The sequence below is a fragment of the Priestia sp. ABM2_011 genome (assembly GCF_056158845.1).
The window spans coordinates 710517-736554 of sequence record NZ_JBSWUB010000001.1; the positions used below are offsets into that span (position 1 = coordinate 710517).

The window sequence follows — 26038 nt, forward strand, 5'->3', positions numbered from 1 at the left end:
AGCACAGTGAAAAAGGCCATACGCTTGTATAGCCTTTTTTTAAGAATGAGATGTATGAGAACGAATAGGATAAAGAGCGCGCTCAAGAGTTTGAGCGTTTTTTTCTGTTATTTCTGGCTTTCTTGGAATTGGCTGATAGATATTCGGTTCATCATCCCACAGCGTGCAAACGGGATGAGGCGATACTTTTGTCCATTTTTCAAGCCATGACAGAGGAAGCATGCCTTCTGCCTTTCGTTCAATCATTTCAAGCCAAATGAATGACCAAGCCCGAGGAACAACCCGCCAAATATCATAACCTCCTCCGCCAACCGCAATCCATCTTCCCTGACAGTATTCATGAGCAATTTCATGAGCAATTTTAGGAATTTCACGGTATATTTTCGTGGTGCCGCATAAATGAGTGAGCGGATCGTAATAATGAGAATCTGCTCCATTTTGTGTTAAGATAACATCTGGTTTAAAAAAAGCAGCTACTTCTTTTAAAGAGGTTTTATAAACGTCGAGCCAAGACTCATCTTCGGTATAAGCATCAACAGGCACATTAAATGAATAACCATAGCCTTCACTATGCCCGCGTTCGTTAACGTTTCCCGTGCCTGGAAACAAGTAGCGTCCCGTTTCATGAATGGAAAGAGTACAAACGGAAGGGTCGTCATAAAATGTCCATTGAACGCCGTCACCGTGGTGAGCATCTGTATCGACATAGAGAACGCGCGCGTTGTACTTTTGCTGCATATATTTGATGGCTACCGCGCTATCGTTATAAATACAGAAGCCTGAAGCTTTTCCTCGAAAGCCGTGGTGCAATCCTCCTCCTAAATTTAGAGCATGCTTAGCTTTTCCAGTCATCACATAATCTACAGCAGTAAGTGTACCCCCAACTAAAAATGCACTGGCTTCATGCATGTTGGGAAACATAGGTGTGTCTTCTGTTCCAAGACCAAAATCTGCTGCTTTTTCAACAGAAAGCTCCCCGCTTCCTGCTAATTTTACCGCTTGAATATAGCTAGTATCATGGACAAGCTGAAGTTCTTCATCAGATGCCATCCGCGGTAATACAATATCTTGATTGGTTAAAGCCCCAAATTCCCGTAACAGTTCATATGTTAGTTGAACACGAAGCTGGTTAAACGGATGATTATTGCTGAATTTGTACGAAAGAATATCATCTGAATAAATAAATACAGCATTACTAGTCATTACGTCATCTCCGGTAATTTAGGCCATAGCACCTCATAGCCGTTTTCTTTTAATGTATTTATACTAATCAATGGATTGATAGCTTGAATGCGAAATACAAGGATTTTATATCGTTCATCTACATCAGGGTAGACAAGTACGCTTAAGATGTTTGTTCTCTTTGAACCAAAGAGGGATGTAACTTCAGCGAGTACGCCAGCCTTATTTTCTACTTTTATTTCAATTTGTGAACCTGGTTTATTGGTGCCGGTAAGCTGAATAAACGTATGTAATAGATCTCTTTCGGTAACAACGCCTACTAACCGCTTGTTTTTTGTGACGGGAATACAACCGATTTGATGTTCATAAAAAATACTTGCAATTTCTTCAACAAAATCAAGAGGGTGAGCTGTAATGACTTCTGTTTGCATAATTATCCGCACGGGTTCGGATAGAAGAGCAGATGTATAAGTATTAGCTAAAATAGATGGACTTGCATCTCTTACGTCTCGGTCAGAAATGATGCCAACTACATGATGAAGATCATTAACGATAGGAATATGTCTAATCTTATGTGTATCTAAAAGTTTTATAGCTTCAGCAATCGTATGGTCGGGGGTTAAGGTAACGAGATCGGTTTTCATCATTTCTTCAACAATCATCAGACACGGCTCCTTTTCTTAAAGGTCAGCTTAATACATAAAGCGATTTCGAAAGCGCAGGCTATCAAATTCTTGCATGCTTTCTTGAGGGACTCTGCTCCCGATTCTTACCATCAAACAATTAGCAGGGTGGGAGCTAATTTCCGGATCATCTGTAGCAAACCACGTCAGTCCGCCTTTATTCATCATTTTCTCCATAATTTTGCGATAATCCCACACATTTAGCCCTGTTCCTTTTAAATCCCAATGCCAGTAGTATTCTGTCGTAATGACAATATAATCTTCCATTGCATCATCCATCATAGATACGATAAGCAAGTTTTTACCAACAGCGTAGCTGCGAAATGGAGCAGCTACCTCTATAGCTCCTAATTCGATTAAATTCTCCATATTTCCTTCCGACCATCGTTCTAGAGGATCGGGATATAAGAAGGTTACGTAACCAATGATTGTATGATGATGGCGAGCAATAATGATTCTACCTTCAGGCAAGTTGGCAATCTCGATCAATGCTTCTTTTTGCTGTTCAGGTGGACGAAAGGCCGTTAGTTGCTCATGAAAATCAAGTTGTTGCAAGGTCTGTGAGGAAACAGGTCCTTCAATAACAATTGTTCCAACAGCTGTTTTTAGTTCTTTCATATTGTATGTTTGGGAATGTTTCACATGAATCACCACCTTCAAGCAGTCTTATCTGTATTATAATACAAAAAAAACGCTAGATTAAAGCGTTTTCAAAAAATTAAATAAAAGAAAAGGAGTTTTTTTAAAAACATAGAATAGAAAATTAAAAGAGATTCTTGTTAATTCGACACTTATATAAAAAAAGGTTGTCATATAACAAGGGAGACTATTATCCTAATTCCGACAAATAATTTTTATAAAATTGTGAAAAGTCTATTTTTGTTATATAATAGGTTTGTAAATTTTATACATAAGGGGGAGTTTGTGATGAAGGTGGAAGCGCTTCCTGTAATTGAAGGGGTATACAACTTACAGGACTACGATAAAACGTATCAAACCTTTGACTGGTCACAAGTGGAGAAGGAATTTTCATGGCATGAAACAGGTAAATTAAATGCAGCTTATGAAGCAATTGATAAGCACGCAAACTCTACGCGTAAAAATAAAGTTGCGCTTTATTATCGAGATGCGCAGCGCAATGAAAAATATACATTCAAAGAAATGAAAGAATGGTCAAACAAAGCCGCAAACGTGCTAAAACAAGCAGACGTAGAGAAGGGAGATCGCGTGTTTATCTTTATGCCTCGCTCTCCGGAACTTTATTTTGCATTGTTAGGCGCGGTGAAGCTTGGCGCTATTGTTGGGCCTTTGTTTGAAGCGTTCATGGAAGGTGCAGTAAAAGATCGTTTGCAAGACAGTGATGCAAAAGTGTTAATTACAACGCCTGAATTGCTGAGCCGCGTTCCTGTGAAAGATTTGCCAGCTTTAAAACACATTTTGCTTGTAGGGGAAAATGTAGAAGAAGAAGGCATTCAACTAGATTTTCTGAAGCGACTAGAAGCGGCGAATAAAGAGGTGGAAATTGAGTGGGTAGATAGAACAGATGGCATGCTGCTTCATTATACATCTGGTTCAACTGGCAAACCGAAAGGCGTACTTCATGTTCACAACGCAATGCTTCAGCACTATCAAACTGCAAAGTGGGTGCTCGACTTAAAAGATGACGATGTGTATTGGTGTACAGCAGATCCGGGTTGGGTAACGGGAACTTCCTACGGAATTTTTGGTCCTTGGCTTGCTGGAGCAACAAATGTGATTGTAGGAGGACGCTTTAGTCCAGATGCATGGTATCAAGCACTTGAAGATTTTGGCGTAACGGTGTGGTACAGTGCACCTACAGCATTTCGTATGCTAATGGGTGCTGGTGATGACTTAGTTAAACGCTATGATTTAAGCAACCTCAGACATGTATTAAGCGTGGGAGAACCATTAAATCCTGAAGTGGTACGCTGGGGAATGAAGGTTTTCCAAAAACGTATTCATGACACGTGGTGGATGACTGAAACTGGCGGTCAGACGATTTGTAATTATCCGTCTATGAAAATTAAACCAGGATCTATGGGAAAACCTATTCCGGGTGTACAAGCAGCAATCGTTGACGATCAAGGACAAGAGCTTCCACCTTATCGAATGGGGAACTTAGCAATTAAAAAAGGCTGGCCATCTATGATGCATACGATTTGGAACAACAAAGAAAAGTATGAGTCATATTTTATGCCAGGTGATTGGTACGTATCAGGTGATTCGGCGTATATGGATGAAGAAGGTTATTTTTGGTTCCAAGGCCGAATCGATGACGTTATTATGACGGCAGGAGAACGTGTGGGTCCATTTGAAGTAGAAAGTAAGCTTGTTGAACACCCAGCTGTAGCAGAAGCGGGTGTCATTGGTAAGCCTGATCCTGTGCGCGGGGAAATTATTAAAGCATTTATCGCACTTAGAGATGGGTATGAATCTTCAGATGAACTGATTGAAGATATTCGTCAATTTGTGAAAAAAGGGTTAGCTGCTCATGCAGCTCCGCGTGAAATCGAGTTTAAAGATAAGCTACCTAAAACACGAAGTGGTAAAATTATGCGCCGCGTTTTAAAAGCGTGGGAATTAGATTTGCCAACGGGCGATTTGTCAACGATGGAAGACTAAGGAGTAAACGTTTCAATCTTTGTAGGGAAAATAAATGATTTTTATAAAGTTCAAACAGCCAGCTGTTTGAACTTTTTTTTGGACTTGAATTTTAAAATGAAATCCTTCATAATTGTGGGGTGTAAACTTTTAAATAAAATAAACTGCAGTGATAGGAAGAAGTAATACTTGTCTCCCTGTTTAAGAGAGCTGATGGTTGCTGAAAATCAGTACATAGACAAATATGAAATACGTCCTTGAGCATCTTTTGTGAACTTACAGTAGCAAAAGACGGGTAGACCGTTACATCATTTAAGTGGGAAATAATTTATTTCCAAATAGGGTGGTACCGCGATATTTTCGTCCCTTCTTTTTTAAGAAGGGGCGTTTTTTATGTTGTTCAACAAATTGTAACGAGCAATTAGATAAAGGAGAGAATATAACATGGATATTTTACAAGATCTTGAGTTTCGAGGGCTCATTAACCAACAAACGGATGAAAAAGGTTTAAGTGAACTTTTGAGTAAAGAGTCTGTTCGTTTGTACTGCGGATTCGATCCGACAGCCGACAGTCTTCACATCGGCCACATGCTTCCTGTTTTAATTTTGCGTCGCTTTCAACAAGCTGGACACCAACCGATTGCATTAGTTGGTGGAGGTACGGGTCTTATTGGAGATCCAAGCGGTAAAAAAGCAGAGCGTACGTTAAACGAAAAAGAAACGGTTGCCATGTTTAGTGAGCGTATAAAAGGTCAGCTTTCACGTTTCTTAGATTTTGAAGAAGGTGAAAATGCAGCAGTTATTGCGAATAACTATGACTGGATTGGCACGTTGGATGTTATTACATTCCTACGAGATATCGGTAAAAACTTTGGTATTAACTATATGATGGCAAAGGATTCTGTTCAATCTCGTATCGAATCAGGCATCTCATTTACGGAATTCAGCTATATGATTTTACAATCATATGATTTCTTAAACTTATACCAAACGTATAACTGTAAGCTTCAAATTGGCGGCAGCGACCAATGGGGAAATATTACAGCTGGCTTAGAATTAATTCGTAAATCAGAAGAAGATGCAAAAGCATTTGGATTAACAGTTCCGCTTGTAACAAAAGCAGACGGTACGAAGTTCGGTAAAACAGAAGGCGGAGCAATTTGGTTAGACGCTGAAAAAACAAGTCCGTATGAATTCTACCAGTTCTGGATTAATACAGATGATCGTGATGTTATAAAATATTTAAAATACTTTACATTCTTATCACACGAAGAAATTAATGAATTAGCAGAGTCTGCAAAAGAAGCTCCTGAAAAACGCGAAGCACAAAAAGCACTAGCGGCAGCAATGACTACGCTTGTACACGGTGAAGAAGCTCTTGAGCAAGCTATTCGTATTTCGCAAGCTTTATTTAGCGGAAGTATTTCAGAGTTAACAGCAGAAGAAATTAAGCAAGGATTCAAGGATGTTCCTTCTTACACGCATACAGGTGAAGGTATTGGTTTAATCGATTTACTTGTAGAAAGTAAAATCTCTCCTTCTAAACGTCAAGCACGTGAAGATATTTCAAACGGTGCGATTTACTTAAACGGTGAGCGTGAGCAAGATTTGCAAAAAACAGTAGGTGCAGAAGACCGTATTGAAGGTCAATTCACAGTAATTCGTCGAGGCAAGAAAAAATATACGCTTATTCAATACGCATAAAAAAAAGGCCGAAAGGCCTTTTTTTTATATAAAGACAGTAAAAAAGCCGCTCCATAAGGAACGGCTTTTTACTATTAACGAGAGTAGAACTCTACGATTAGTGCTTCGTTGATTTCAGCAGATAATTCAGAACGCTCAGGTAAGCGAGTGAATGTACCTTCTAATTTCTCAGCGTCTACTGTTAAGTAGTCTGGTACGAAGTTGTTAACTTCAAGCGCTTCTTTCACGATTGAAAGGTTGCGAGATTTTTCGCGAACACCGATCACTTGACCAGGTTGTACACGGTAAGATGGGATGTCAACGCGTTTACCGTCAACTAAAACGTGACCGTGGTTAACTAATTGACGAGCTTGACGACGAGTGCGTGCAAGACCCATACGGTATACTAAGTTATCAAGACGAGCTTCTAAAAGAATCATGAAGTTCTCACCGTGCTTACCAGTTAATTTACCAGCAGCAACGAATAAGTTACGGAATTGACGCTCAGTTACACCATACATGTGGCGTAATTTTTGCTTTTCTTGTAATTGTAAACCGTACTCAGAAATTTTCTTACGTTGACCTGGGCCGTGTGGACCTGGAGCGTAAGGGCGTTTTTCTAATTCTTTACCTGTACCACTTAGAGAAAGACCTAAGCGACGAGAGATTTTCCAACTTGGACCTGTATAACGAGCCATGATGACTCCTCCTTGTTTGTGTTTTTATTTTATGCAAAACAAAAACAGACACATTCTAGCGATATGCTCATTTTGTTTTCATGTACCATCGCTCTAGCAGCAGAGAGTTACACGATACACCATCTTTTTAAAAGAATTGCTACTTCTGTAAAACAACCTTTTAATGAGGAACAAAATGAAAAAACATAAAGAAGATTGTATAAGCTGCAATATTTCACACAACGAGTATTATAGGTGTTTCCTCGTATAAAGTCAAGGAAGATTGAAGATTAAAAGATTGTAAAAGAAAGGATATATTCATTTGAAGTATGAAAAGAGAAGAAAGAACGTAAGAAAACGGTGGTGATGGCTAATCAAACGTTTGTTTAATAAGCAAAAACCGCTGATTTGCAGCGGTTTTTTTGCTTATTCATATTTAAAGAAAAGAAGTGAGTTCTTTGACGAATTCTTCAAGATACTGTTGATCGATTTCATCAAAGCGATTTTTGATTGGACTGTCAATATCAAGAACACCTAAAAGCTGACCGTCTTTTACAATTGGTACAACGATTTCAGATTGAGAAGCGGCATCACATGCAATGTGGCCAGGGAAGGCGTGAACATCTTCAATTCGCTCTGTTTTTTGATTTTGAGCTGCTGTACCGCATACGCCTTTTCCAAGTGGAATACGAACGCAAGCCGGCAGTCCCTGGAAAGGTCCAAGCACTAACTCCCCGTCTTCCATTAAATAAAAACCTACCCAGTTTACTTCATTTAAAAATTGATTTAGCAAAGCTGAAGCATTTGCTAGATTAGCAATCGTATTGCTTTCTCCTTCTAATAAGGCGCGTAATTGCTTAATTACTAATTCATAATCCTTTTGTTTTGAGCCGCTGTAGTTTTCGACATTAAACAATGTATTCTCCTCCATTCAACATAAGATTTAATGAATTTTTATCAGGAAACGTCAGTTTTAACGCTACTTTGTCGATAAAAGATTACAGGAACTAAAAAGCCTATCACGAATTATGTAGAGAGGCTACTAAAATCCTTTTTAAATACTGTAACGATTTCTACACAATTTTGCAATCATATGTGTTTTGTAAAAATAAATCGAAATGAGGTGTAGATAGATGGCTGTACAGTCAAAAACGAAAGAGAAAATTATTGATGCGGCCGTTTCTCTTTTTAACGTAAAAGGTTTTGATGGTACGTCGGTGCGCGAGATTGCAGGAAAAGCGAAAGTGAACGTAGCGAATATTTCATATTATTTTCATAGCAAAGAAGGATTGCTTGAAAGTTTAGTGATTTCTTATTTTGAAGGTTATATTGGGGTGTTGGAGCAAGCATTTCAAGAAATGAAAAAGCTGTCTTCAACAGAAAGTATGATCGTAATGATTCGAGCTATCTTACATTACCAGCACGAAAATAGGCATATTGCCCGGCTCGTATATAGAGAAATCTCTCTTGACACGATTTTAATTCGAGAAGTTATGACTACGTATTTAACCAAGGAAAAATACTACTTAAAAACAATCCTTGAAAGAGGGATGAAAGAAAAGGAGTTTCGAAAGCTGCACGTTTCCTTTACAATCATTGAGCTTAAGGGCATGCTGTCTATGCCTTATCTTCATCCTCAGTACCTAAGTGAAGTTCTTCATATATTGCCTCACGAACCGTATTTTGTTCAGCAATATGCGATTGAGCTTGAGCGATGGGTGCACACAACGGTATGTTTGCCATATGAACGGACAAACAAACTTCGCGTTCAATTATCTTAAATGAAGCTCTCTATAGCCTTGGCCTAAATCCTTCGCACAGTGGGCGTCTGACCCATATACGAGAGGGATTTTTTTCTGTTGGGCTGCTTTTACGACAAAGGGAGCTGGATACGCTTCCTTGCACAAAGGCTTAAACAATCCTGCACCATTATAATCCAAAGCCAGATCTTTCATTTTTATTTCATCGAGTATTGATAAAATAATAGGGGAAAGTGTGTCTTCATATGGAAATTGAGCTTGAAATTTATGTATGAGTGTCATATGACCAATGCGCTTAGGCTTATAAACGCCTAAATTGGCCTGTACAGAGCGTAATACCGTGTTGTAATACTTATCATATACTTTGCTTACGCTGCCAAACTTCTGTACAATATGTGCAAATACGTCAGCGCTAAAATCTAGGCAGTCATATCCTTCTTCATGTTTTAAGAAATGGACAGAAAGGATGCTGTCATCGAGACAAGGACCATACTCGTTTAAGAAATCTGTTGTTTCTTGTTCAAATCCTTCAATAAAGTCAACTTCCAATCCGACATTGATACGAATATCGCGCTCAAATTCTTTTTTAACTTGCTGTACGTTTTGAATGTAGCGATCAAGTTTGTCAGGATCCATTCCGCTGTCGCGATCAGGCGTCGGATCACTGAAGCTTTTTGGTAATGGAGCATGCTCTGTAAACGAAATCTCGCCAAAGTTCAGGGAAATCGCCTGTTCAACATATTGTTGCAATGAATCAGGTGAACCGTGTGGGCAAAATGGAGTATGAATATGTTTGTCAACTTTCATAAAAAATGCCTCCTTTTTTCTTCTTTTTCCATTGTAACGACACAAAGTGACTCCATGCCAATATTTTGTATAAAAAAATTTAATTTTTTGCTCAAAAGTTGGACTTTACATGGTATCATAAAAACATTGACGCAAAAAAATTTAAAGGATTAAATTCACCCTTTTTATAAATAAGAAACTTGTCATGTAGAACGCACTGTAAGGGGGCTTAGTATGGAATTCATTATAGCACTAATCATACTTATTATCGGATTAGTTGTGTACGGAATGTTTTCACGTAAAAAGATTTATCAAGAAATTGATCGCCTGGAAACGATCAAAGTCGAATTAGCAAATACGCCAGTTGCAGAGGAAATTTCAAAAGTAAAAGAATTGAACATGACAGGTCAAACTGAAGAGCTATTTGAACGTTGGCGTGAGCAGTGGGATGAAATTATATCAACTAATCTCCCGAAAATTGATAAAGAACTGTTTGAAACGGAAGAAGCAGCAGATAAGTACCGGTTTAAAAAAGCGAAGCAGTTATCTATACATATTGATCAAGCCTTAGAACAAACCAAGATAGATATTGAAAACATACTTACTGAACTTCAAAATTTAATTGGTAGCGAACAAGATAATCGATATGATATTGAGGAATTAAATCAGCTTCACCGCCACGTGAAGAAAAAATTGCTCGCACATCGGTATTCCTATGGAAATGCTGAAAAAACGTTAGAATACGCAATTAATACATCTAAAGAGCAGTTTAAAAAATACGAGGAAGAGACGATTAACGGAAACTATCTTCAAGCACGTGAGATTGTTCTTCAATTAAAAACTGATTTAACAGCTATTGATTCGTATTTAGAACAAATTCCAAAAGTGTTAGTTGAGTGTCAGACCACTCTTCCTGTTCAGTTCAATGAACTGCTTGACGGGTTCCGCGAAATGAGTGAGCAGGGATATGTGTTAGATCATCTGCAAGTAGAAGAAACGGTAGAGCTTTTAAAACAAGAAACTGCTGAAATTATTGCAGATATTGAAGAATTATATGTGGAAGAAGCGATTACAAAACTAGATGATGTGAACGAACGCTTAGAGCAGTTATATGACTCACTTGAGCATGAGGTTTTCTCCTATCATAAAATGAACCGTGAATCTCATACGGTATCTAACTTCCTTCGTATGCTTCAAGAACGAAACCGTGAACTTCGTGAAGAAACGCTATTTGTACAGCAAAGCTATCATTTTAAAGAGCGCGATTTAGACGTATATTATAAAATGGACCGCGAACTAAAACGATTGACTAACTTGTACTATAATATTTCGGACAAGGTGGCGGAGCACAATTTAGCCTACAGTGTGATCCAAGAAGAACTCGAAGACGTTTCCAAACAGCTTAACCAATTAAAAGAATCTCAGGAATCCTATAGCGATATGCTACAAGCTCTTCGCAAAGATGAGCTCTCGGCTAAGGACAAAATAGAAGAACTGAAATCTCAGTTGATTGAAGCAAGACGCCTTATTCAAAAAAGCAACCTTCCCGGTGTTCCTGAAGAATACAAAGTGCAGCTTGAAAAAACGGTTCATATCTTAAATGAAGTAACCGCTAAGCTGAAAGAAAAACCGCTTAATATTCAAGCTGTTCAATCTTTACTTGAAGATGCTGTTGGTTTTGTCCAGGATACATTTGATGAAACAGAGGCAATGTTAGAAGAGGCGCGACTCGTTGAAAGAGTGATTCAATACGGTAACCGTTATAGAAGTACTCATCACTCGATTGCACAGTCTTTAGAAGAAGCAGAAGAAGCGTTTCGTCATTACGAATACAAAGAAGCATTAAAACAGGCATCTGCAGCTATTGAGCAAGTAGATCCTGGTGCGCTGGATCGTATACAGCGTATTGTATCTTCACAGAGTTAAAAAGCTCGTGTCCAAAGGACACGAGCTTTTTTATGACGCTTTTCTTTGTATACTATCTGTGTGATGTGTACCTCTTGCAATACTAATAATATAGCCTATGAAGGCAGCAGCAACTGTTGGAATAAGCCAGCCAAGGCCTTGGCTATAAAGCGGCAAATAGTTTTTGAAAAAATTGTCTATGCTTGTTAGGATAATTCCTGCTGCTTTTAACCCGTCAAAAATGCTCAGAATCGAGCTAATGATTACGGCTGTCACATATACTTCTCGACCAAACGAAATGGCTCTTTCAATTAATGATAAAGCAATTAGCGTAATGGCAATAGGGTATACAAAGGTCAAAATAGGTATGGAAATAGAAATTAATTGAGTAAGCCCTACATTTGAAATAACAGCACTAAACAGCATTAAAATGACGACAAATGTTTTATATGACATGCTTGGCACCAGCTGCGTGAAAAATCGTGCGCAAGCAGAAGTTAATCCGATGGCTGTCGTTAGACAAGCAAATGTAATAGCGAGTCCTAAAATAATGGTGCCAAACGAACCGAATAATGTTGTAGCTACAGCTGTTAAAATAGCTCCTCCATTTTCTTTCATACCAATTGCTTCTACGCTTGAAGCGCCGACATACGCGAGAGAAAGATAAACGATAGCTAACCCAGCAGCAGCAATCAACCCGGCTTTGATACATACCGAAGCAAGTGTTCGTTCGTCCGTTACGCCTTTTTCCTTAATACTGTTGATAACAACGATGCCAAATACGAGAGCTGCAATTGTATCCATTGTCAAATATCCATCAATAAAGCCGCCCGTAAATGGAGAGGCTATATATTTGGCGTGAGGTTCTTGAAAAGAACCCATAGGTGTCATTAAACTTTTGATAGCTAAAAGAGCTAATACTGCGAGCAGTAAAGGAGTTAGAATTTTTCCTATGCGATCAACAATTTTAGTTGGATTCAATGATAAATAAAGTGTTAGGCCAAAGAAAATAACCGTATAGACCATTAAAGGAATCTTGCTTGCAACCGCATTTTCTGATAAAAATGGGGTCACACCGATTTCAAACGCTACCGTATCCGTTCTGGGTATACCAAAAAAAGGGCCAATTGCTAAGTAAAGCAATATAGTAAAAGAAATCCCGAAAATAGGGTGAACTTTTTTAGCTACTTCGGTAAAGTTTCCATTACTTTTAGAAACAGCGATTATCCCCATAAGCGGAAGTCCTACACCTGTAATGAGAAAACCGATAATGGAACTCCAAGTGTGTGTTCCGGCTTGCTGTCCGAGCAAAGGAGGGAAAATCATATTTCCCGCTCCGAAAAAGAGAGCAAACAGCATAAGACCGATGGCAAGTATTTCTTTGTTAGTGAGTGCTTTGGTTTTCATAATGCCTCCTAGTGTTTCTTATGTTGATGATTAAATTTTCTGACTTTTTAAAAACTAAAAGTACGTGATACATACTACCACATTTATGGAATCATATATAGGTTTTTTTGAAAAAATCTAAATAGTTTATTAATAATAAAAGGAACGCCTAATTTAAAAAAATACCAAGGTGTGGTATGATAATACGTTGTTCCGAAAAAATGAAGAAGGGGGCGCGCATCCTTGATTTATTTAGATAATAGCGCTACAACAAAACCCTATAATGAAGTCATACAATCTTTTACCAAAGTAGCTACAACTTATTATGGCAATCCATCGTCCCTCCATCAATTTGGCGTACAGGCGGAGAATTTGTTGAGCCGTTCACGTGAGCAAGTAGCAGAATTGCTGCACGTATCGTCAAATGAAATTATCTTTACATCAGGAGGAACGGAAGGGAATAATTTAGCTATTAAAGGCGTAGCGATGCAATATAAAAGCCGAGGTCAGCATATTATTACGACAAATATTGAACATGATTCTGTTCATGAACCATTTAAGCAGTTAGAAGCACTAGGGTTTCATGTGACGTATGTTCCGGTAGATTCAAATGGATTTGTGTCACCTGCGGCTATTGAATCAGCTATTACGGATGAAACCATTTTAGTATCCGTTATGCATGTAAATAATGAAATTGGCACCATTCAGCCAATTGAAGAAATTGGACAGATGCTTACGAACTATTCGAAGGTGCTTTTTCATGTCGATCATGTGCAGGGGATTGGAAAAGTTCCGCTTTCTTTAGCAAATCATAAAATTGATTTATGCACATTATCAGGACACAAAATTCACGGCTTAAAAGGAACGGGGATTTTATATAAACGAAATGGAGTTCAGCTTCATCCGTTGCTTAGCGGAGGCTCTCAGGAAATGCAGCATCGATCAGGCACGGAAAATGTTCCGGGAATCGTAGCATTTGCTAAAGCACTTCGTTTAACACTTGAACATGCAGCTCAGAATCAGCAAAAAATGCAGAAAATAAAAGCAGAACTGATGGACAAACTTTCTGCTCACGAAAGAATCACGATTAATACGCCGAATGAGCATTCAGCTCCCCATATTATAAATTTTACAGCGCAAGGTATTAAAGGTGAGGTTTTTGTTCACGCTCTTGAAGAAAAAGGAGTGTTTGTATCAACTACATCTGCCTGCTCATCAAAACGAAAAAAGCCAAGTAAAACGCTTTTAGCTATCGGTAAAAATTACGAAGAAGCCGATCAGTCCATTCGTTTGAGCTTGTCAGGATTAAATGACTATAATGAAGTAACGCCCATTATAAATGCTATTTTCACAGTAATTGAAGATCTAAAGAAAGTAATGAGGTAAATAACTATGATATATAACCATATTTTAATTCGATACGGAGAAATCTCCACTAAAGGACAAAATAGAAAAAAATTTGTTGCGCAGCTAAGAAAAAATATTGTAACGGCTCTTAGTGCATTCCAAAACATTCACGTAAAATACACAAGAGACCGCATGTATATTCACTTAAATGGTGAAAATCACGAGCCTATCATTGAACGTCTTCAGCAAATCTTTGGTATTCAAAGTTTTAGTTTAGCATTAAAAGTTGAAAATGAACTTGAAGCCATTCAAGAAGCAGCGCTAGAAGCAATGAAAGAATTTGATATAGAAGGAAAAACGTTCAAAGTATCTACTCGAAGAGCGTACAAACAATTTCCTCTTGATACAAACGAATTAAATTATGCAGTAGGAAGTCATATTCTACGAAATACAGAGCATCTACAGGTAAACGTAAAAGAGCCAAGCGTAAATGTACGAGTAGAAGTGAGAAGTGAAGCAACGTATATTACATGTTTTGATTATCGCGGAGCAGGGGGTCTTCCAGTTGGTACGAGTGGAAAAGCGATGCTCATGCTTTCTGGAGGAATCGACAGCCCGGTTGCAGGATACTTAGCTATGAAGCGCGGTTTAGAAATAGAAGCGGTTCATTTTTATAGTCCGCCTTTTACAAGTGAACGTTCTAAGCAAAAAGTAATTGATTTAACGCAAAAATTAACGGCTTATCACGAAAAAGTAAAGCTTCACATTGTACCGTTTACAGCTGTACAGCAAGCGATTCAAAAGCAAATTCCAGAGAATTATACCATGACCTCTACACGCCGTATGATGCTTCGAATTACGGACCTTATTCGTGAAAAAAATGAATCGTTAGCTATCGTAACTGGCGACAGCTTAGGGCAAGTAGCTAGTCAAACGGTTGAGAGCATGTATGCGATTAATGAAGTGACGAATACGCCAATTTTGCGTCCGCTTGTGACAATGGATAAAACGGAGATTGTGGAAATTGCCCGTAAAATTGACACACATGAAATTTCGAATCGTCCGTATGAAGACTGCTGTACAATTTTTACGCCAAGCTCACCAAAAACTAAGCCAAAGCGTGAAAAAATAAATCGATACGAACAATTTTATGATTTTGAAACATTAATTCAAGAAGCGGTAAATAATGTAGAAACGCTTGAGATGACAGCTTCTTCGGCTACAAATACCGCAGACAGCGTAGAAGATTTGTTTTAAAAGTAAAATTTCATAAAATTACCAAAAAAATAATGTATGATGCCATGTGTTTTGACACAATCTATATTCAACAAGGAGGTGAAAACACATGGCAAACACAAACAAATTAGTAGCTCCTGGTTCAGCAGCTGCTATCGACCAAATGAAATACGAAATCGCTTCTGAATTCGGTGTAAATCTTGGACCAGAAGCAACAGCTCGCGCTAACGGATCTGTTGGTGGAGAAATCACTAAACGCTTAGTTCAAATGGCTGAGCAACAACTTGGTGGTAAATAAGTCATATTAATTAAATAATGATGGCTAAAAAGAGTGGGGGAAACCTCACTCTTTTGTCTTGTTTGTTTTGTCACGTATAATAGAGACAAGATCAAGCTTTATAAAGTAAAGGAGATGTTGGCGATGGGGACTTTATTTTACGGCGGCAAAATATATACGATGCTAAAAGAAGGTGAGCATGTAGAAAGCGTATATGTTGAAAAAGGATTCATTGAAGATATAGGCGCAGAAGAAGATCTAAGAATCAAATGGGGTGCTGAGATTGACAAAGAAGTACACCTCAAAGGACACCCAATGTATCCGGGCTTTGTCGATAGCCACCTTCACTTAATTGGTCACGGTGAAAAGCTTCTTCGGCTTGATTTGTCTCAAGCTACTTCTCGGGAAGAGGTGTTAAGGCTCGTTCGGAAAAAAGTAGAGAGTACGCCAAAAGGAGAATGGGTAATTGGAGAAGGGTGGGATGAAAATCAGTGGGAAGATTCCTCTTTGATTCAGTATCAAGATCTTGATCAGCTGTCAACTGAACATCCTATTATGTTGAAGCGAGTCTGTCGTCACGGATTAGTAGTAAACGGGACTGCTCTTAAAATAGCCGGGATTACAGCTGAAACACGTGACCCGGAAGGAGGTATTATCCAGAGGGATGAAGCTGGAAATCCTACCGGTTTTTTTGCTGATCAAGCGCAAGAATTAGTAACGGCTCATATTCCTAAAGTATCAGAAGCATACATTCGACAAGCGCTTTCAGTAGCCATTAAAGATTGTGTTCATCACGGATTAACGGGTGGACATACGGAAGATTTAAATTATTATGGAGGCTTTTTGCGTACATATCAAGCATTCCAAGACGTTATTCATAAAGAAAAGCAGCTGTTTCGTGCTCATTTACTTGTTCATCATGAAGCTGTAGATGATATGTATACATACTGTGAAGAAAAGAAAGACACATCCGATTTTATTGAAATAGGGCCAATGAAGATTTTTGCTGATGGTTCGCTCGGCAGTCAATCTGCGCTTTTAAGCTTTCCCTACAAAAGCGACCCTTCTACAAGAGGTGTAGCTATTCAATCACTAGATGAATTAAAGCAGCTAGTGAGGAAAGCGAGAGAATTGGGCATGACCGTTGCAATTCATGCGATTGGGGATTTAGCGTTTCAATACGTAGTGGAAAGCATCGAACAATATCCTCCTCAAACAGGGCAAAGAGATCGTATCATCCATGCGCAAATTCTACGAAAAGATTTAGTTGATCGTGTAAAAAAGCTCCCGGTTGTGCTAGATATTCAGCCTCGGTTTTTAGCCAGTGATTTTCCATGGGTCATTGAAAAAATCGGAGAAGAGCATTTGGATTATTGCTATGCTTGGAAAACGTTATTGGACGAAGGGGTTATGTGTGCAGGCGGATCGGATGCACCTATTGAACCTATCAATCCCATGTTAACGATCCATGCAGCGGTTTCTAGAAAAACTTCTCCAAATAGCTCGGTCGTTTACATACCTTCTGAGCGACTCACAGTATTTGAAGCTGTTCAGCTGTTTACTTTAGGAAGCGCGCAGGCCATTCATCAAGAGCATAAAAAAGGATATGTTCAGAAGGGATATGTGGCCGATTTTACCGTATTAGAAAAAGATCTGTTTGAGATATCTGCAGATGATATTCCAGGGGTACAGGTGCAGATGACTGCTATTAATGGAAAAATTGTATATCAAAAATAAAAAGCGCCCTTGGGCGCTTTTTGTTATAGAAATGTACGCTTAACTCGTTGCCAGAAAGAGTTATCTTTTAGCTTAACCGTTTTAATTTGACGGTCGCTTAAACGTATTTGAACTTGATCAACTTGACGTGCATTTAATGCTTCGTTATCTATTCCAATAATTGGACTGTGGTTGTTGTCATTGGATAGTTTTAAAGTGAGCGTATGCTCAGCGCTTAGGATGAATGAAGATCCTAATGTACGATAATTATTATTGTTTAACGATGCCAATTCGCTGACTTGCATACAAGGAATTAACGGATCAACTACGGCTCCACTTACCGATTTATTATAAGCCGTACTGCCTGTTGGTGTTGAAATAATCATCCCATCCCCGCGGAATGTTTCAAAGTGATTTTCATTAATAAAAACATCTAGACTGAGTGTTTTTATAACACCTGATCGAATAGAACATTCATTTAAGCAATAAAAAGAAGTTCCTTGATCAATTTGAGTTTGTAAAACGGGAAATCGACGTACTTCTATATTTTCTGTCGTAATAGCTTCAATCATTTTATCCGTTTCATCGATATGAAAATCGCAGTAAAAGCTTAGTTGATCTGAAGTTGTGACACCAGCATATAAGCAGTCATCTCGAAAGCCAGATTGACGGACAGCCTGCAAGAAAGCTCCGTCACCGCCAATACTTACAATGATGTTAGCGCTGTCGAAATGGTCTACTACTTGAAAGTCATATTGTTTTGCAAGTTCAATAAGTGGACTTACGAGCGCCTTTGATTCCTGGTTTTTTGGATGAAAGAAATAAACGTTGCGACGATTTGGCATAGATAGTTCCCCCTTGTTTGTCTGATATGTAAAATATTAGCGATAAAGTAAACTTTTTAAAAAAAGTTTGTTACAATAATTATAGCATTATTGCTTTAAGAATTAAAAGAATAATCTTTTAATTCTGACACCTAAAAAGGAGGATTTTCATGAACAAAAAAAGGTGGATTGCTCTTTTAATTGCGGCCTGCTTATTCATTTTTTCTGCGATTGTTAATGTTGGTTTTTCAGTCAAAGAAGAAAAAGATGACGGTCTGGCAGGCATATTTGGAGGAGACGACAGTGAACTATCAGAAACAGTTATCGAAAAAGGGAATGCAGCTAAGAAAATTGCAGTACTAGAGGTCAATGGAACGATTCAAGATACAGGAAGCGGTTCCTCTCCGCTTATGTCTCAAAATGGTTATAACCACCAAGCATTTTTAAAGCAGCTAGAGGCTGCAAAAAATGATAAGGCAGTTAAAGGAGTCATTATTAAGGTGAATTCACCGGGCGGGGGCGTCGTTGAAAGTGCTGAAATACATAAAAAAATTGAAGAGCTGAAGAAAGACACGAAAAAGCCAGTGTATATTTCAATGGGATCAATGGCTGCTTCAGGAGGCTATTACATTTCAACAGCTGCTACTAAAATCTATGCAATCCCTGACACTTTAACAGGTTCACTAGGTGTAATTATGCAAAGCGTTAACTATGGCAAGCTGGCAGATAAACTAGGAGTAGAATCTGTTGTTATTAAAAGCGGGGCTCATAAAGATATTATGTCTCCAACAAGAGAAATGACCGGAGAAGAAAAAGAAATTATGCAAACACTTGTAGACAACTCGTATGATGGTTTCGTCAATGTTATCTCTGAAGGACGTCACCTTTCTAAAGAAAAAGTGCGTTCTATTGCAGATGGACGAGTGTACGATGGACGTCAGGCTAAAGAGCTGAAGCTGGTCGATCAACTAGGCTATTTTGAAGATACGGTAAAAGGAATGGAGAAAGATTACAAGTTAAAAGGTGCACAAGTAATTCAATACAATCAAGGATTCGGACTGCCTTCTTGGCTTTCAATGAGCATGCAAAAAGTAATTGGTGGAGATGAACAAGTTACCGCAATGTTAAAAACATTTGCGCAGCCAAGCTCTCCGCGCTTGATGTATTTATATGCAGAATAGAGGTGGGAACATGGAAAATCAATCTCATTCAACCGAATCAAACGACACTATAAAACATGAGCCAGCGGTAAGTGCTCCAATAGGTAGTGAATTCCATTATGCAGGCTTTTGGATGCGCTTTTGGGCATATCTTTTGGATCTAGCTGTAGTAGCTAGCTTGAACTCCCTGCTGATCAAACCCATTTTCCATTTAGCAGATATTCCTCAAGGGGATGGATTTTTTTCTCCCTATACGATTGTGACGGTAATTATCTTTTATGGTTATTTTGTTTTAATGACCAAGTATTTTGGACAAACGCTTGGAAAGATGGTGTTTGGGCTTAAAGTAGTATCGCTGAAAGACTCCACCTTAACTTGGCCTGTTGTGCTGTTTCGTGAAGGAGTTGGACGTTATATTTCTAAAACGGTTTTTTTACTTGGCTATTTATTAGTTGCGTTTTTACCTAAGAAGCAGGGAGCGCATGATTACTACGCAGATACAACTGTCATACATGAAGGTACAATAAGCAGATAATAAAAAGAGGCTGGGGCAAAAGTATTTAGACGAATTGAAAACCGAACCACTGATCAAGATTTTTGATTAGTGGTTCGGTTTTTTTGTTAGGGTAAACGTAGGTTTCATTTATGTAGATCTTTCTAGCAGCTGATTGGATTCATTTCGTTATGTCTCAACCTCTTTTTATTGTTTTCATAAGGTTTAATATTCTCTGTTTTGGAGATAATGTGAAGCTAAGAAGGAGTGAAGGATGTGCTATGGCTTTTATGGATATTGCTAGCACTTTTAATTGTTATTGTACTTATTGTATGGACAAAAATCACGCTATTTGTAGAGCTTCATCATGTCCGAGATAACGATTATTACAGAGTGAGACTCAGAGCTTGGTTCGGTCTTATTCGCTATACATATGAAATTCCGGTAGTGAAAGTAAAAAAAGATTCTCCACGTTTGCTTGTTGAAAAGAAAAAAGGAATGGGTGATCAAGGAAAAGAAGACGAGAATTCATGGAGTGATTATTCTGTAGAAGACGGACTAAGCATGTTAGAAAATGCGAAGCAATTCCTTGAACAGGTAGTCGGTTTTCATAAAATTTTTCGTCGTTTCTTACAGAAAGTGACGGTAAGGGATATTAAATGGCACAGCCGTTTCGGCTTAGGTGATGCTGCGTTAACAGGCGTACTTACCGGGGCTGTATGGTCTGCAAAGGGGGGCATAGTTGGTATAATCAGCCGTTATATGAAACTAAAAGATATGCCTGTCATGAGCGTTACCCCTGTATTTCAACATCTTTGGTCAGAAACGGTATTTGAGTGCATAATTTCTTTTCGAGTTGGTCAAGCTATTCTAGTAGGTTTACGGACCTTGAGATACTGGCGGCATACGTCCAAAAAGCGTCGCAAAAGATGGAAGTCGTCAAATAAGAACAAGACACACTCTGTGAAAACATAAGGAGGTTATCTTAATGGCAGAACATCCAATTAAAAGTTTAATGTCGACAGCTATGGAAAATTTAAAGGAAATGATTGATGTTAATACAATCATTGGTGATCCCGTAGAAACACCTGATGGCAGCGTTATTTTAACTGTCTCAAAAGTAGGTTTTGGCTTTGCAGCGGGTGGAAGCGAGTTTGGAGTAGAAGGGCATGCGCCATCTTCTCCAGGGCAGCATCAGCAAGAATCAGGTCATCCATTTGGCGGAGGTAGCGGTGGCGGTGTATCAATTACGCCAATTGCCTTTTTAATTGTGAGTGGAAGCGGAATTAAAATGCTTCACCTTAATGAAAGTACACATTTATATGAAAAGATTTTAGATACAGCACCTCAAGCCATTGAACGCGTGCAGCAAATGTTCAAGCGAAATAACCATCAGCAGGATCATCATAATCAACAAAATCAGCATCATGACGGTGCAAATGATTTTAATTTGTAGGGATAAAATAAAGCTTTGCTTGCTTCTTTGAACGATAAAAGAAGCAAGCAAAGCCTTTTTTTATTGGGCATGTTTTCTAGCATATAGCGTTATAGTATGTATGTCATTTAATTGCAATATAGAGACAGACAAGCTAATATGAACAGTGTACATACTTATTTAAAGGAGGAATTATTCGTGACTAAATTTAAAGGTAACGATGTAACATTATTAGGAAATCAAGTAAAGGTTGGAGACAAGGCGCCAAACTTTACCGTTTTAGCAAATGATTTATCAGAAGTAACGCTTGACAGTACAAAGGGTTCTGTTCGCCTAATCAGTGTAGTTCCTTCTATTGATACTGGAGTTTGTGATGCGCAAACTCGCCGCTTCAACGAAGAAGCAGCTAAATTAGATAACGTAAAAGTATTAACAGTGAGCGTAGATTTACCGTTTGCTCAAAAGCGCTGGTGTGGTGCTAACGGCATTGATAATGTTCAAACATTATCTGACCACCGCGACTTATCTTTCGGCGAAGCATATGGTGTAGCTATTCAAGAATTACGCTTATTGGCTCGTTCAATCTTTGTAGTAGACTCAAATGACAACGTAACGTATGTTGAGTACTTACCAGAAGTAACTGAGCATCCGAACTACGAAGCAGCAATCGAAGCAGCTAAAGCAGCTAAGTAAGATTGTCGATGGCGTTCGGCAGAAGGCGGAAAACAATGTTTTTCGCCTTCTTTGTGTTTTAAGAAGCTTTTATGATAAAATATGATGTTCCAAATAGGACGTTTACTCATTTATATAGATATCATTTCATTACACAGGAGGCAGAATATGAGTCAATTAGCTAGTATGGAAAAGCTATTTGGTGTAATTGATCAAACAGCTATTATTTTAAGAAAAGAACTAAACTGCGTATATTTAGAAGCAGTAGCTGAAACGGGAGAAAACTTGTTTCAAGGAACTATTTTGCAAGAAGAGCTAGATGAGGTAACCAAAAAACGTTTAAAAAAAGAATACGATTCAATCACGCTTGATCATTTTGAAAAAGAAACGATTCGAAAAGCATATCAGCTAGCTATTTTAAAGGGGATGAAAGAAGCAGTTCAGCCTAACCACCAAATGACCCCTGATGCTGTAGGACTATTTGTCAGCTACTTAGTTGGAAAATTCATGGCAGGAAAAGATAAGTATACGCTTTTAGATCCAGCAGTAGGAGCTGGAAACTTATTAACAACCATTTTAAATACACACGCTGCGTCAATTGAACATGTATACGGTGTAGATGTGGATGATTTATTACTTCAATTGACATATGTAAATGCAAACTTACAGAAGCACGGCGTTCAATTATTTAATCAAGACAGCTTACAGCCGCTTTTTATTGATCCTGTTGATTTAGTTGTCTGTGACCTGCCGGTTGGTTATTATCCAAACGATGAAGGGGCAAAAGAGTATAAAGTAAGAGCTGAAGAAGGTCATACCTATGCTCATCACTTATTCATTGAACAAAGCTTGCGCCATGTAAAAGACGGAGGATACGTAGTGGCCCTTATTCCAAATAACTTGTTCGAGTCTGAACAGTCTCATTTATTACAGCCGCTGCTAAAAGAGGAAGCAATCGTTCAAGGAATCGTTCAGCTGCCGCTTTCAATGTTCAAACAAGAGCAGGCTGCTAAGAGTATTATCATTCTTCAAAAGCAGGGAGAAGGGGTAACAGCGCCTGATCAAGCGCTGCTTGTGAATTTGCCGAAGTTCAGTAATCGAGAAGCAATGAGTGATATTATGGCTCAAATGGACCAATGGTTCAGCGTTAATAAAAAGTAAGTCTTTTTCGAAAATAATGAATTTTTACCGGTAGCGTTTTCATGATGTATAGCTCTTGAAATCTATTGTCGTGAATGATTAAATGAATAAGGATAGAAATCGTGTCGAAATGCATAGAATATTGTAGAGATTACACTTTTATGTTCTGTTCGTTATGTTTATGATGCACGTATAATAAAGAAGGAGCTGTTTTTTTATGTCAAAAATCATGGCAATCAACGCCGGCAGTTCTTCACTTAAGTTTCAATTATTTGAAATGCCAAGTGAGACGGTATTAACAAAAGGTTTAGTAGAACGAATTGGTTTAGATAACGCTGTTTTCACGATCTCGGTAAATGGTGAAAAACAAACGGATATTACAGAAATCCCTGACCATGCTGTTGCAGTTAAAATTTTAGTTGAAAAGTTACTTTCTCAAAACATCATTCAATCATACGATGAAATCACTGGTGTAGGTCACCGTGTAGTACACGGCGGAGAGAAATTTGCTGATTCTGTTTTAATCACAGATGAAACATTAGCGGAAATTGAAGCTTTATCTGATTTAGCACCGCTTCACAACCCAGCAAACATTGTGGGAATTAAAGCGTTCCAAGATATTCTTCCAAATGTTCCAGCTGTAGCAGTCTTCGATACAGCATTCCATCAAACAATGCCAGAAAAATCATTCTTGTACAGCTTACCGTACGAGTACTATGAAAAGTATGGCGTTCGTAAATACGGTTTCCACGGCACATCTCATAAATATGTTTCTGAGCGTGCAGCTGAGCTTCTTGGCCGTCCAATCGAACAATTGCGCTTAATTTCTTGTCACTTAGGTAACGGTGCAAGTATCGCTGCAATTGAAGGCGGAAAGTCAATTGATACATCAATGGGCTTCACACCATTAGCTGGTGTAGCAATGGGAACTCGTTCAGGTAACATTGACCCTGCATTAATTCCATTTATTATGGAGAAAACAGGAAAAACTGCTGACGAAGTATTAAATGTATTAAATAAAGAAAGTGGTCTTTTAGGTGTATCTGGTATTTCTAGTGACCTACGCGATCTAATCAAAGCAAGCGCTGAAGGCAATGAACGCGCTGAAACAGCACTTGAAGTATTTGCTAGCCGTATTCATAAATATATCGGTTCTTATGCTGCTCGTATGTCTGGTGTAGATGCAATCATCTTCACAGCAGGTATTGGAGAAAACAGTGATGTTGTACGTGCTCGCGTTCTTCGTGGTTTAGAGTTCATGGGCGTTTATTGGGATCCAGCTTTAAATAGTGTACAAGGAGAAGAAGCGTTTATTAGCTACCCTCATTCTCCAGTTAAAGTTATGGTTATTCCTACAGACGAAGAAGTTATGATTGCACGTGACGTTACTCGTTTAGCGAATATTTAAGTTCATAAAGTGCCTCTTCAATGCATGAATTCTCATAAATTGTCAGGCAAACTAACGAAAAGCTGATTTCCTTGTTAGGAAATCAGCTTTTTTATATAGCGTAAGGAGCTGACGGTTGAAAGAAGGTTTACAACGTATAGAAGAAAGAAATAATATAGGAAGCAAAATGTAACGGATGCATTATTTGTTATAATAAAAATAAAACTACTTATTTCTTGAAAGGGTGACATGATGATATTAACGAATCGCGAAGAACAGCTTTTAGAAGAAATCTATAAATGGGAAGAGAGCTTACAGAGCGTAGAAGCAACTGAGATGGAGTTATTGTACGAAGAATGGTTAGAAAAAGGGCTTAACTTAATTCCTGCTTCTGTTCGTGAGACCTATTTACATAAAATTGATGAGGGACTCTTTCAGTTAACTGCATTAATTCAAGGTACGGAAATGCAAACTCAAGCGACAAAACGAATTATTGAAACCGCCCGTGTATTCAAAGAAGATATCACAGATCTGTCAGAAATGAATTCCCTTCAAGTAGATCAGCTTTCTTATATATGCGAACAGCAAATGGCCAAGCTGCGGTTGTATGCGCTGAGTCAAGGAGCACTTTCAGGAACCGGCCAATCGCTGCTAGTCGGTATTGATATACCCGCTGTTTTATGCATGAATATTCAAGCGGTGCAACAGGCAGCAATGAGCTACGGCTATCATATCCAGACTCCTTCAGAGCTTATGCTAACGCTAAAAGTTTTTCATGCAGCAACGTTACCTAGACACCTTCAGGCTGAGGGGTGGCATCAATTAAAGAGTGAGCTAAGCCAAGAATTTGACCCGTATTTTTATGAAGGTGTTGATCAAATTGTAGATAAGACGTGGCTGCAAAAAATTGTTGTGCAAATTGGAAAAACGCTAGCTATATTTGCTGCGAAGCGAAAAGTTTATAATCGTTTGCCAATTGTGAGTATGATGGTTGGCGGAGGGATGAATTATCGAATGGCCAAACAAGTGACAGATTATGCGAAGCGCTTTTACCAATACCGCTATTTGCTGGATAAGAAAAACGAGTCTCATTAATTTTTCATGAGACTCGTTTTTTTGTCTATCCGTGAACTTTTTCTGATATTTCCTCATTTGTTCGATACCAAAGCCACAAATCATTAATAATAGAAGCAAGTTCTCCTATCTCGCTATTTAATTCACAGGAGCGGATAAAATTAGTCTCATCTTCTAACGCCGCTTGTTTTTGATTAATCCTCTTTTCTACAGATTGAATTTTGTCTGGAATTTGCCCTCGAATGGATTCCCATGTTAGGAGGATATCCTGCTGAACTTTTTCAGAATAGAATGTCCATTCTCTTTCAAGAGCAGGAATTTTTATACCGAGTCTGTTGTCATAAGTAAAAAAGCGCTCCATTTTTTCACCTCTTCCCTTCCATTTTATACAATGACAAAAGCCAGAGCTACTTTAAGTGAAAAATAAATCATTTATACTTGATTTATGCATATAAATATACAATGCATTTAAGGCAGGAATATTCATTCACGTCTATTTTTACAGTATTTTAAGAGCTTTCATCCTATTAAATTAAAAAAAACGTGAATTTATATACTTTTTTTTGAATAACTATTGAAAATAGATTAAAAAG

25 protein-coding genes and 1 other annotated feature are annotated in these 26038 nt (G+C 38.3%); of the genes, 16 read left to right on the forward strand and 9 right to left on the reverse strand.

Annotated features, from left to right (window positions below):
• Nucleotides 1-39: 39 nt before the first annotated feature.
• The 3 genes from ACXAE4_RS03845 to ACXAE4_RS03855 are packed head-to-tail and all read right to left on the reverse strand — an operon-like array spanning nt 40 to nt 2507.
• Entirely contained in the window at nt 40-1203 is a 1164-nt protein-coding gene (locus ACXAE4_RS03845) for an acetoin utilization protein AcuC (RefSeq protein ID WP_045291229.1), read from the reverse strand.
• Nucleotides 1203-1844, reverse strand: coding sequence for an acetoin utilization AcuB family protein (locus tag ACXAE4_RS03850; RefSeq protein ID WP_221814383.1), 642 nt, complete (start codon nt 1842-1844; stop codon nt 1203-1205). The genes ACXAE4_RS03845 and ACXAE4_RS03850 overlap by 1 nt, the downstream gene beginning before the upstream one ends.
• 30 nt (nt 1845-1874) lie before the next feature.
• Nucleotides 1875-2507, reverse strand: a complete 633-nt coding sequence (locus tag ACXAE4_RS03855) for an N-acetyltransferase (protein WP_216143472.1) — start codon at nt 2505-2507, stop codon at nt 1875-1877.
• A gap of 285 nt (nt 2508-2792) precedes the next feature.
• Here ACXAE4_RS03855 and acsA point away from each other — a divergent pair, with 285 nt between their 5' ends.
• Entirely contained in the window at nt 2793-4508 is a 1716-nt protein-coding gene (acsA, locus tag ACXAE4_RS03860; protein ID WP_047931062.1) for an acetate--CoA ligase, read from the forward strand.
• 139 nt (nt 4509-4647) lie between these two features.
• Nucleotides 4648-4858 (forward strand) — a binding site (T-box leader).
• A gap of 73 nt (nt 4859-4931) precedes the next feature.
• Complete coding sequence (tyrS, locus tag ACXAE4_RS03865; RefSeq protein ID WP_221814382.1) at nt 4932-6191, forward strand: tyrosine--tRNA ligase; 1260 nt, start codon at nt 4932-4934, stop codon at nt 6189-6191.
• 74 nt (nt 6192-6265) lie between these two features.
• Here the strand turns inward: tyrS and rpsD are convergent, their stop codons facing one another.
• Together rpsD and ACXAE4_RS03875 are read right to left on the reverse strand one after the other, a co-directional pair.
• Nucleotides 6266-6868 (reverse strand): 30S ribosomal protein S4, encoded by a 603-nt coding sequence (gene rpsD, locus ACXAE4_RS03870; RefSeq protein WP_013059485.1) that lies wholly within the window; start codon nt 6866-6868, stop codon nt 6266-6268.
• 415 nt (nt 6869-7283) lie between these two features.
• Nucleotides 7284-7763 (reverse strand): GAF domain-containing protein, encoded by a 480-nt coding sequence (locus ACXAE4_RS03875; RefSeq protein ID WP_014458011.1) that lies wholly within the window; start codon nt 7761-7763, stop codon nt 7284-7286.
• 217 nt (nt 7764-7980) lie between these two features.
• Between ACXAE4_RS03875 and refZ the strand changes: the two genes are divergently transcribed.
• The gene (gene refZ, locus ACXAE4_RS03880) at nt 7981-8628 is read left to right on the forward strand and encodes a forespore capture DNA-binding protein RefZ (protein WP_014458012.1); all 648 of its coding nucleotides are present in this window, start codon (nt 7981-7983) and stop codon (nt 8626-8628) included.
• Here the strand turns inward: refZ and hisJ are convergent.
• Nucleotides 8620-9414, reverse strand: coding sequence for a histidinol-phosphatase HisJ (hisJ, locus tag ACXAE4_RS03885; RefSeq protein ID WP_014458013.1), 795 nt, complete (start codon nt 9412-9414; stop codon nt 8620-8622). The two genes, refZ and hisJ, sit on opposite strands and share 9 nt — an antisense overlap.
• 213 nt (nt 9415-9627) lie before the next feature.
• Between hisJ and ezrA the strand changes: the two genes are divergently transcribed.
• Nucleotides 9628-11319, forward strand: a complete 1692-nt coding sequence (ezrA, locus tag ACXAE4_RS03890; protein ID WP_013059480.1) for a septation ring formation regulator EzrA — start codon at nt 9628-9630, stop codon at nt 11317-11319.
• Nucleotides 11320-11349: 30 nt separating this feature from the next.
• Here ezrA and brnQ read toward each other — a convergent pair whose 3' ends face one another.
• Nucleotides 11350-12705 carry a branched-chain amino acid transport system II carrier protein gene (gene brnQ / locus ACXAE4_RS03895; protein ID WP_014458014.1) on the reverse strand — a complete coding sequence of 452 codons (1356 nt, stop codon included), beginning with the start codon at nt 12703-12705 and terminating at the stop codon, nt 11350-11352.
• Between the two features lie 222 nt (nt 12706-12927).
• On the opposite strand from brnQ, the gene ACXAE4_RS03900 reads away from it, so the two are divergent.
• The 4 genes from ACXAE4_RS03900 (at nt 12928) to ACXAE4_RS03915 (ending at nt 17281) form a co-directional block, all read left to right on the forward strand.
• Nucleotides 12928-14070, forward strand: a complete 1143-nt coding sequence (locus tag ACXAE4_RS03900) for a cysteine desulfurase family protein (RefSeq protein ID WP_098112326.1) — start codon at nt 12928-12930, stop codon at nt 14068-14070.
• A gap of 6 nt (nt 14071-14076) precedes the next feature.
• Nucleotides 14077-15288, forward strand: a complete 1212-nt coding sequence (gene thiI / locus ACXAE4_RS03905; RefSeq protein ID WP_014458016.1) for a tRNA uracil 4-sulfurtransferase ThiI — start codon at nt 14077-14079, stop codon at nt 15286-15288.
• Nucleotides 15289-15376: 88 nt separating this feature from the next.
• The gene (locus ACXAE4_RS03910; protein ID WP_013059477.1) at nt 15377-15565 is read left to right on the forward strand and encodes an alpha/beta-type small acid-soluble spore protein; all 189 of its coding nucleotides are present in this window, start codon (nt 15377-15379) and stop codon (nt 15563-15565) included.
• Nucleotides 15566-15688: 123 nt separating this feature from the next.
• Nucleotides 15689-17281, forward strand: coding sequence for an amidohydrolase (locus tag ACXAE4_RS03915; protein WP_289578508.1), 1593 nt, complete (start codon nt 15689-15691; stop codon nt 17279-17281).
• A gap of 23 nt (nt 17282-17304) precedes the next feature.
• Here the strand turns inward: ACXAE4_RS03915 and ACXAE4_RS03920 are convergent, their stop codons facing one another.
• Nucleotides 17305-18105: an NAD kinase gene (locus ACXAE4_RS03920; protein WP_014458018.1), complete on the reverse strand. Its 801-nt coding sequence runs from the start codon at nt 18103-18105 to the stop codon at nt 17305-17307.
• Between the two features lie 149 nt (nt 18106-18254).
• Here ACXAE4_RS03920 and sppA point away from each other — a divergent pair, with 149 nt between their 5' ends.
• The 8 genes from sppA (at nt 18255) to ACXAE4_RS03960 (ending at nt 25466) form a co-directional block, all read left to right on the forward strand.
• Entirely contained in the window at nt 18255-19265 is a 1011-nt protein-coding gene (gene sppA, locus ACXAE4_RS03925) for a signal peptide peptidase SppA (RefSeq protein WP_028411801.1), read from the forward strand.
• Nucleotides 19266-19275: 10 nt separating this feature from the next.
• Entirely contained in the window at nt 19276-19779 is a 504-nt protein-coding gene (locus ACXAE4_RS03930; protein WP_028411800.1) for an RDD family protein, read from the forward strand.
• A 234-nt stretch (nt 19780-20013) separates the two neighbouring features.
• On the forward strand, nt 20014-20712 hold the full coding sequence (locus ACXAE4_RS03935) for a DUF2953 domain-containing protein (protein ID WP_028411799.1): 699 nt from the start codon (nt 20014-20016) through the stop codon (nt 20710-20712).
• A 13-nt stretch (nt 20713-20725) separates the two neighbouring features.
• On the forward strand, nt 20726-21193 hold the full coding sequence (gene ytfJ / locus ACXAE4_RS03940; RefSeq protein WP_028411798.1) for a GerW family sporulation protein: 468 nt from the start codon (nt 20726-20728) through the stop codon (nt 21191-21193).
• A 138-nt stretch (nt 21194-21331) separates the two neighbouring features.
• On the forward strand, nt 21332-21865 hold the full coding sequence (gene tpx / locus ACXAE4_RS03945; protein WP_045291207.1) for a thiol peroxidase: 534 nt from the start codon (nt 21332-21334) through the stop codon (nt 21863-21865).
• Between the two features lie 147 nt (nt 21866-22012).
• Nucleotides 22013-23005, forward strand: coding sequence for a class I SAM-dependent methyltransferase (locus ACXAE4_RS03950; protein ID WP_029319991.1), 993 nt, complete (start codon nt 22013-22015; stop codon nt 23003-23005).
• Nucleotides 23006-23201: 196 nt separating this feature from the next.
• The gene (locus ACXAE4_RS03955) at nt 23202-24392 is read left to right on the forward strand and encodes an acetate kinase (protein WP_013059468.1); all 1191 of its coding nucleotides are present in this window, start codon (nt 23202-23204) and stop codon (nt 24390-24392) included.
• A gap of 231 nt (nt 24393-24623) precedes the next feature.
• Nucleotides 24624-25466, forward strand: a complete 843-nt coding sequence (locus ACXAE4_RS03960) for an EcsC family protein (protein WP_028411795.1) — start codon at nt 24624-24626, stop codon at nt 25464-25466.
• A gap of 25 nt (nt 25467-25491) precedes the next feature.
• On the opposite strand, the gene ACXAE4_RS03965 is transcribed toward ACXAE4_RS03960, so the two are convergent.
• Entirely contained in the window at nt 25492-25806 is a 315-nt protein-coding gene (locus tag ACXAE4_RS03965; protein WP_099331323.1) for a hypothetical protein, read from the reverse strand.
• Nucleotides 25807-26038 lie beyond the last annotated feature (232 nt).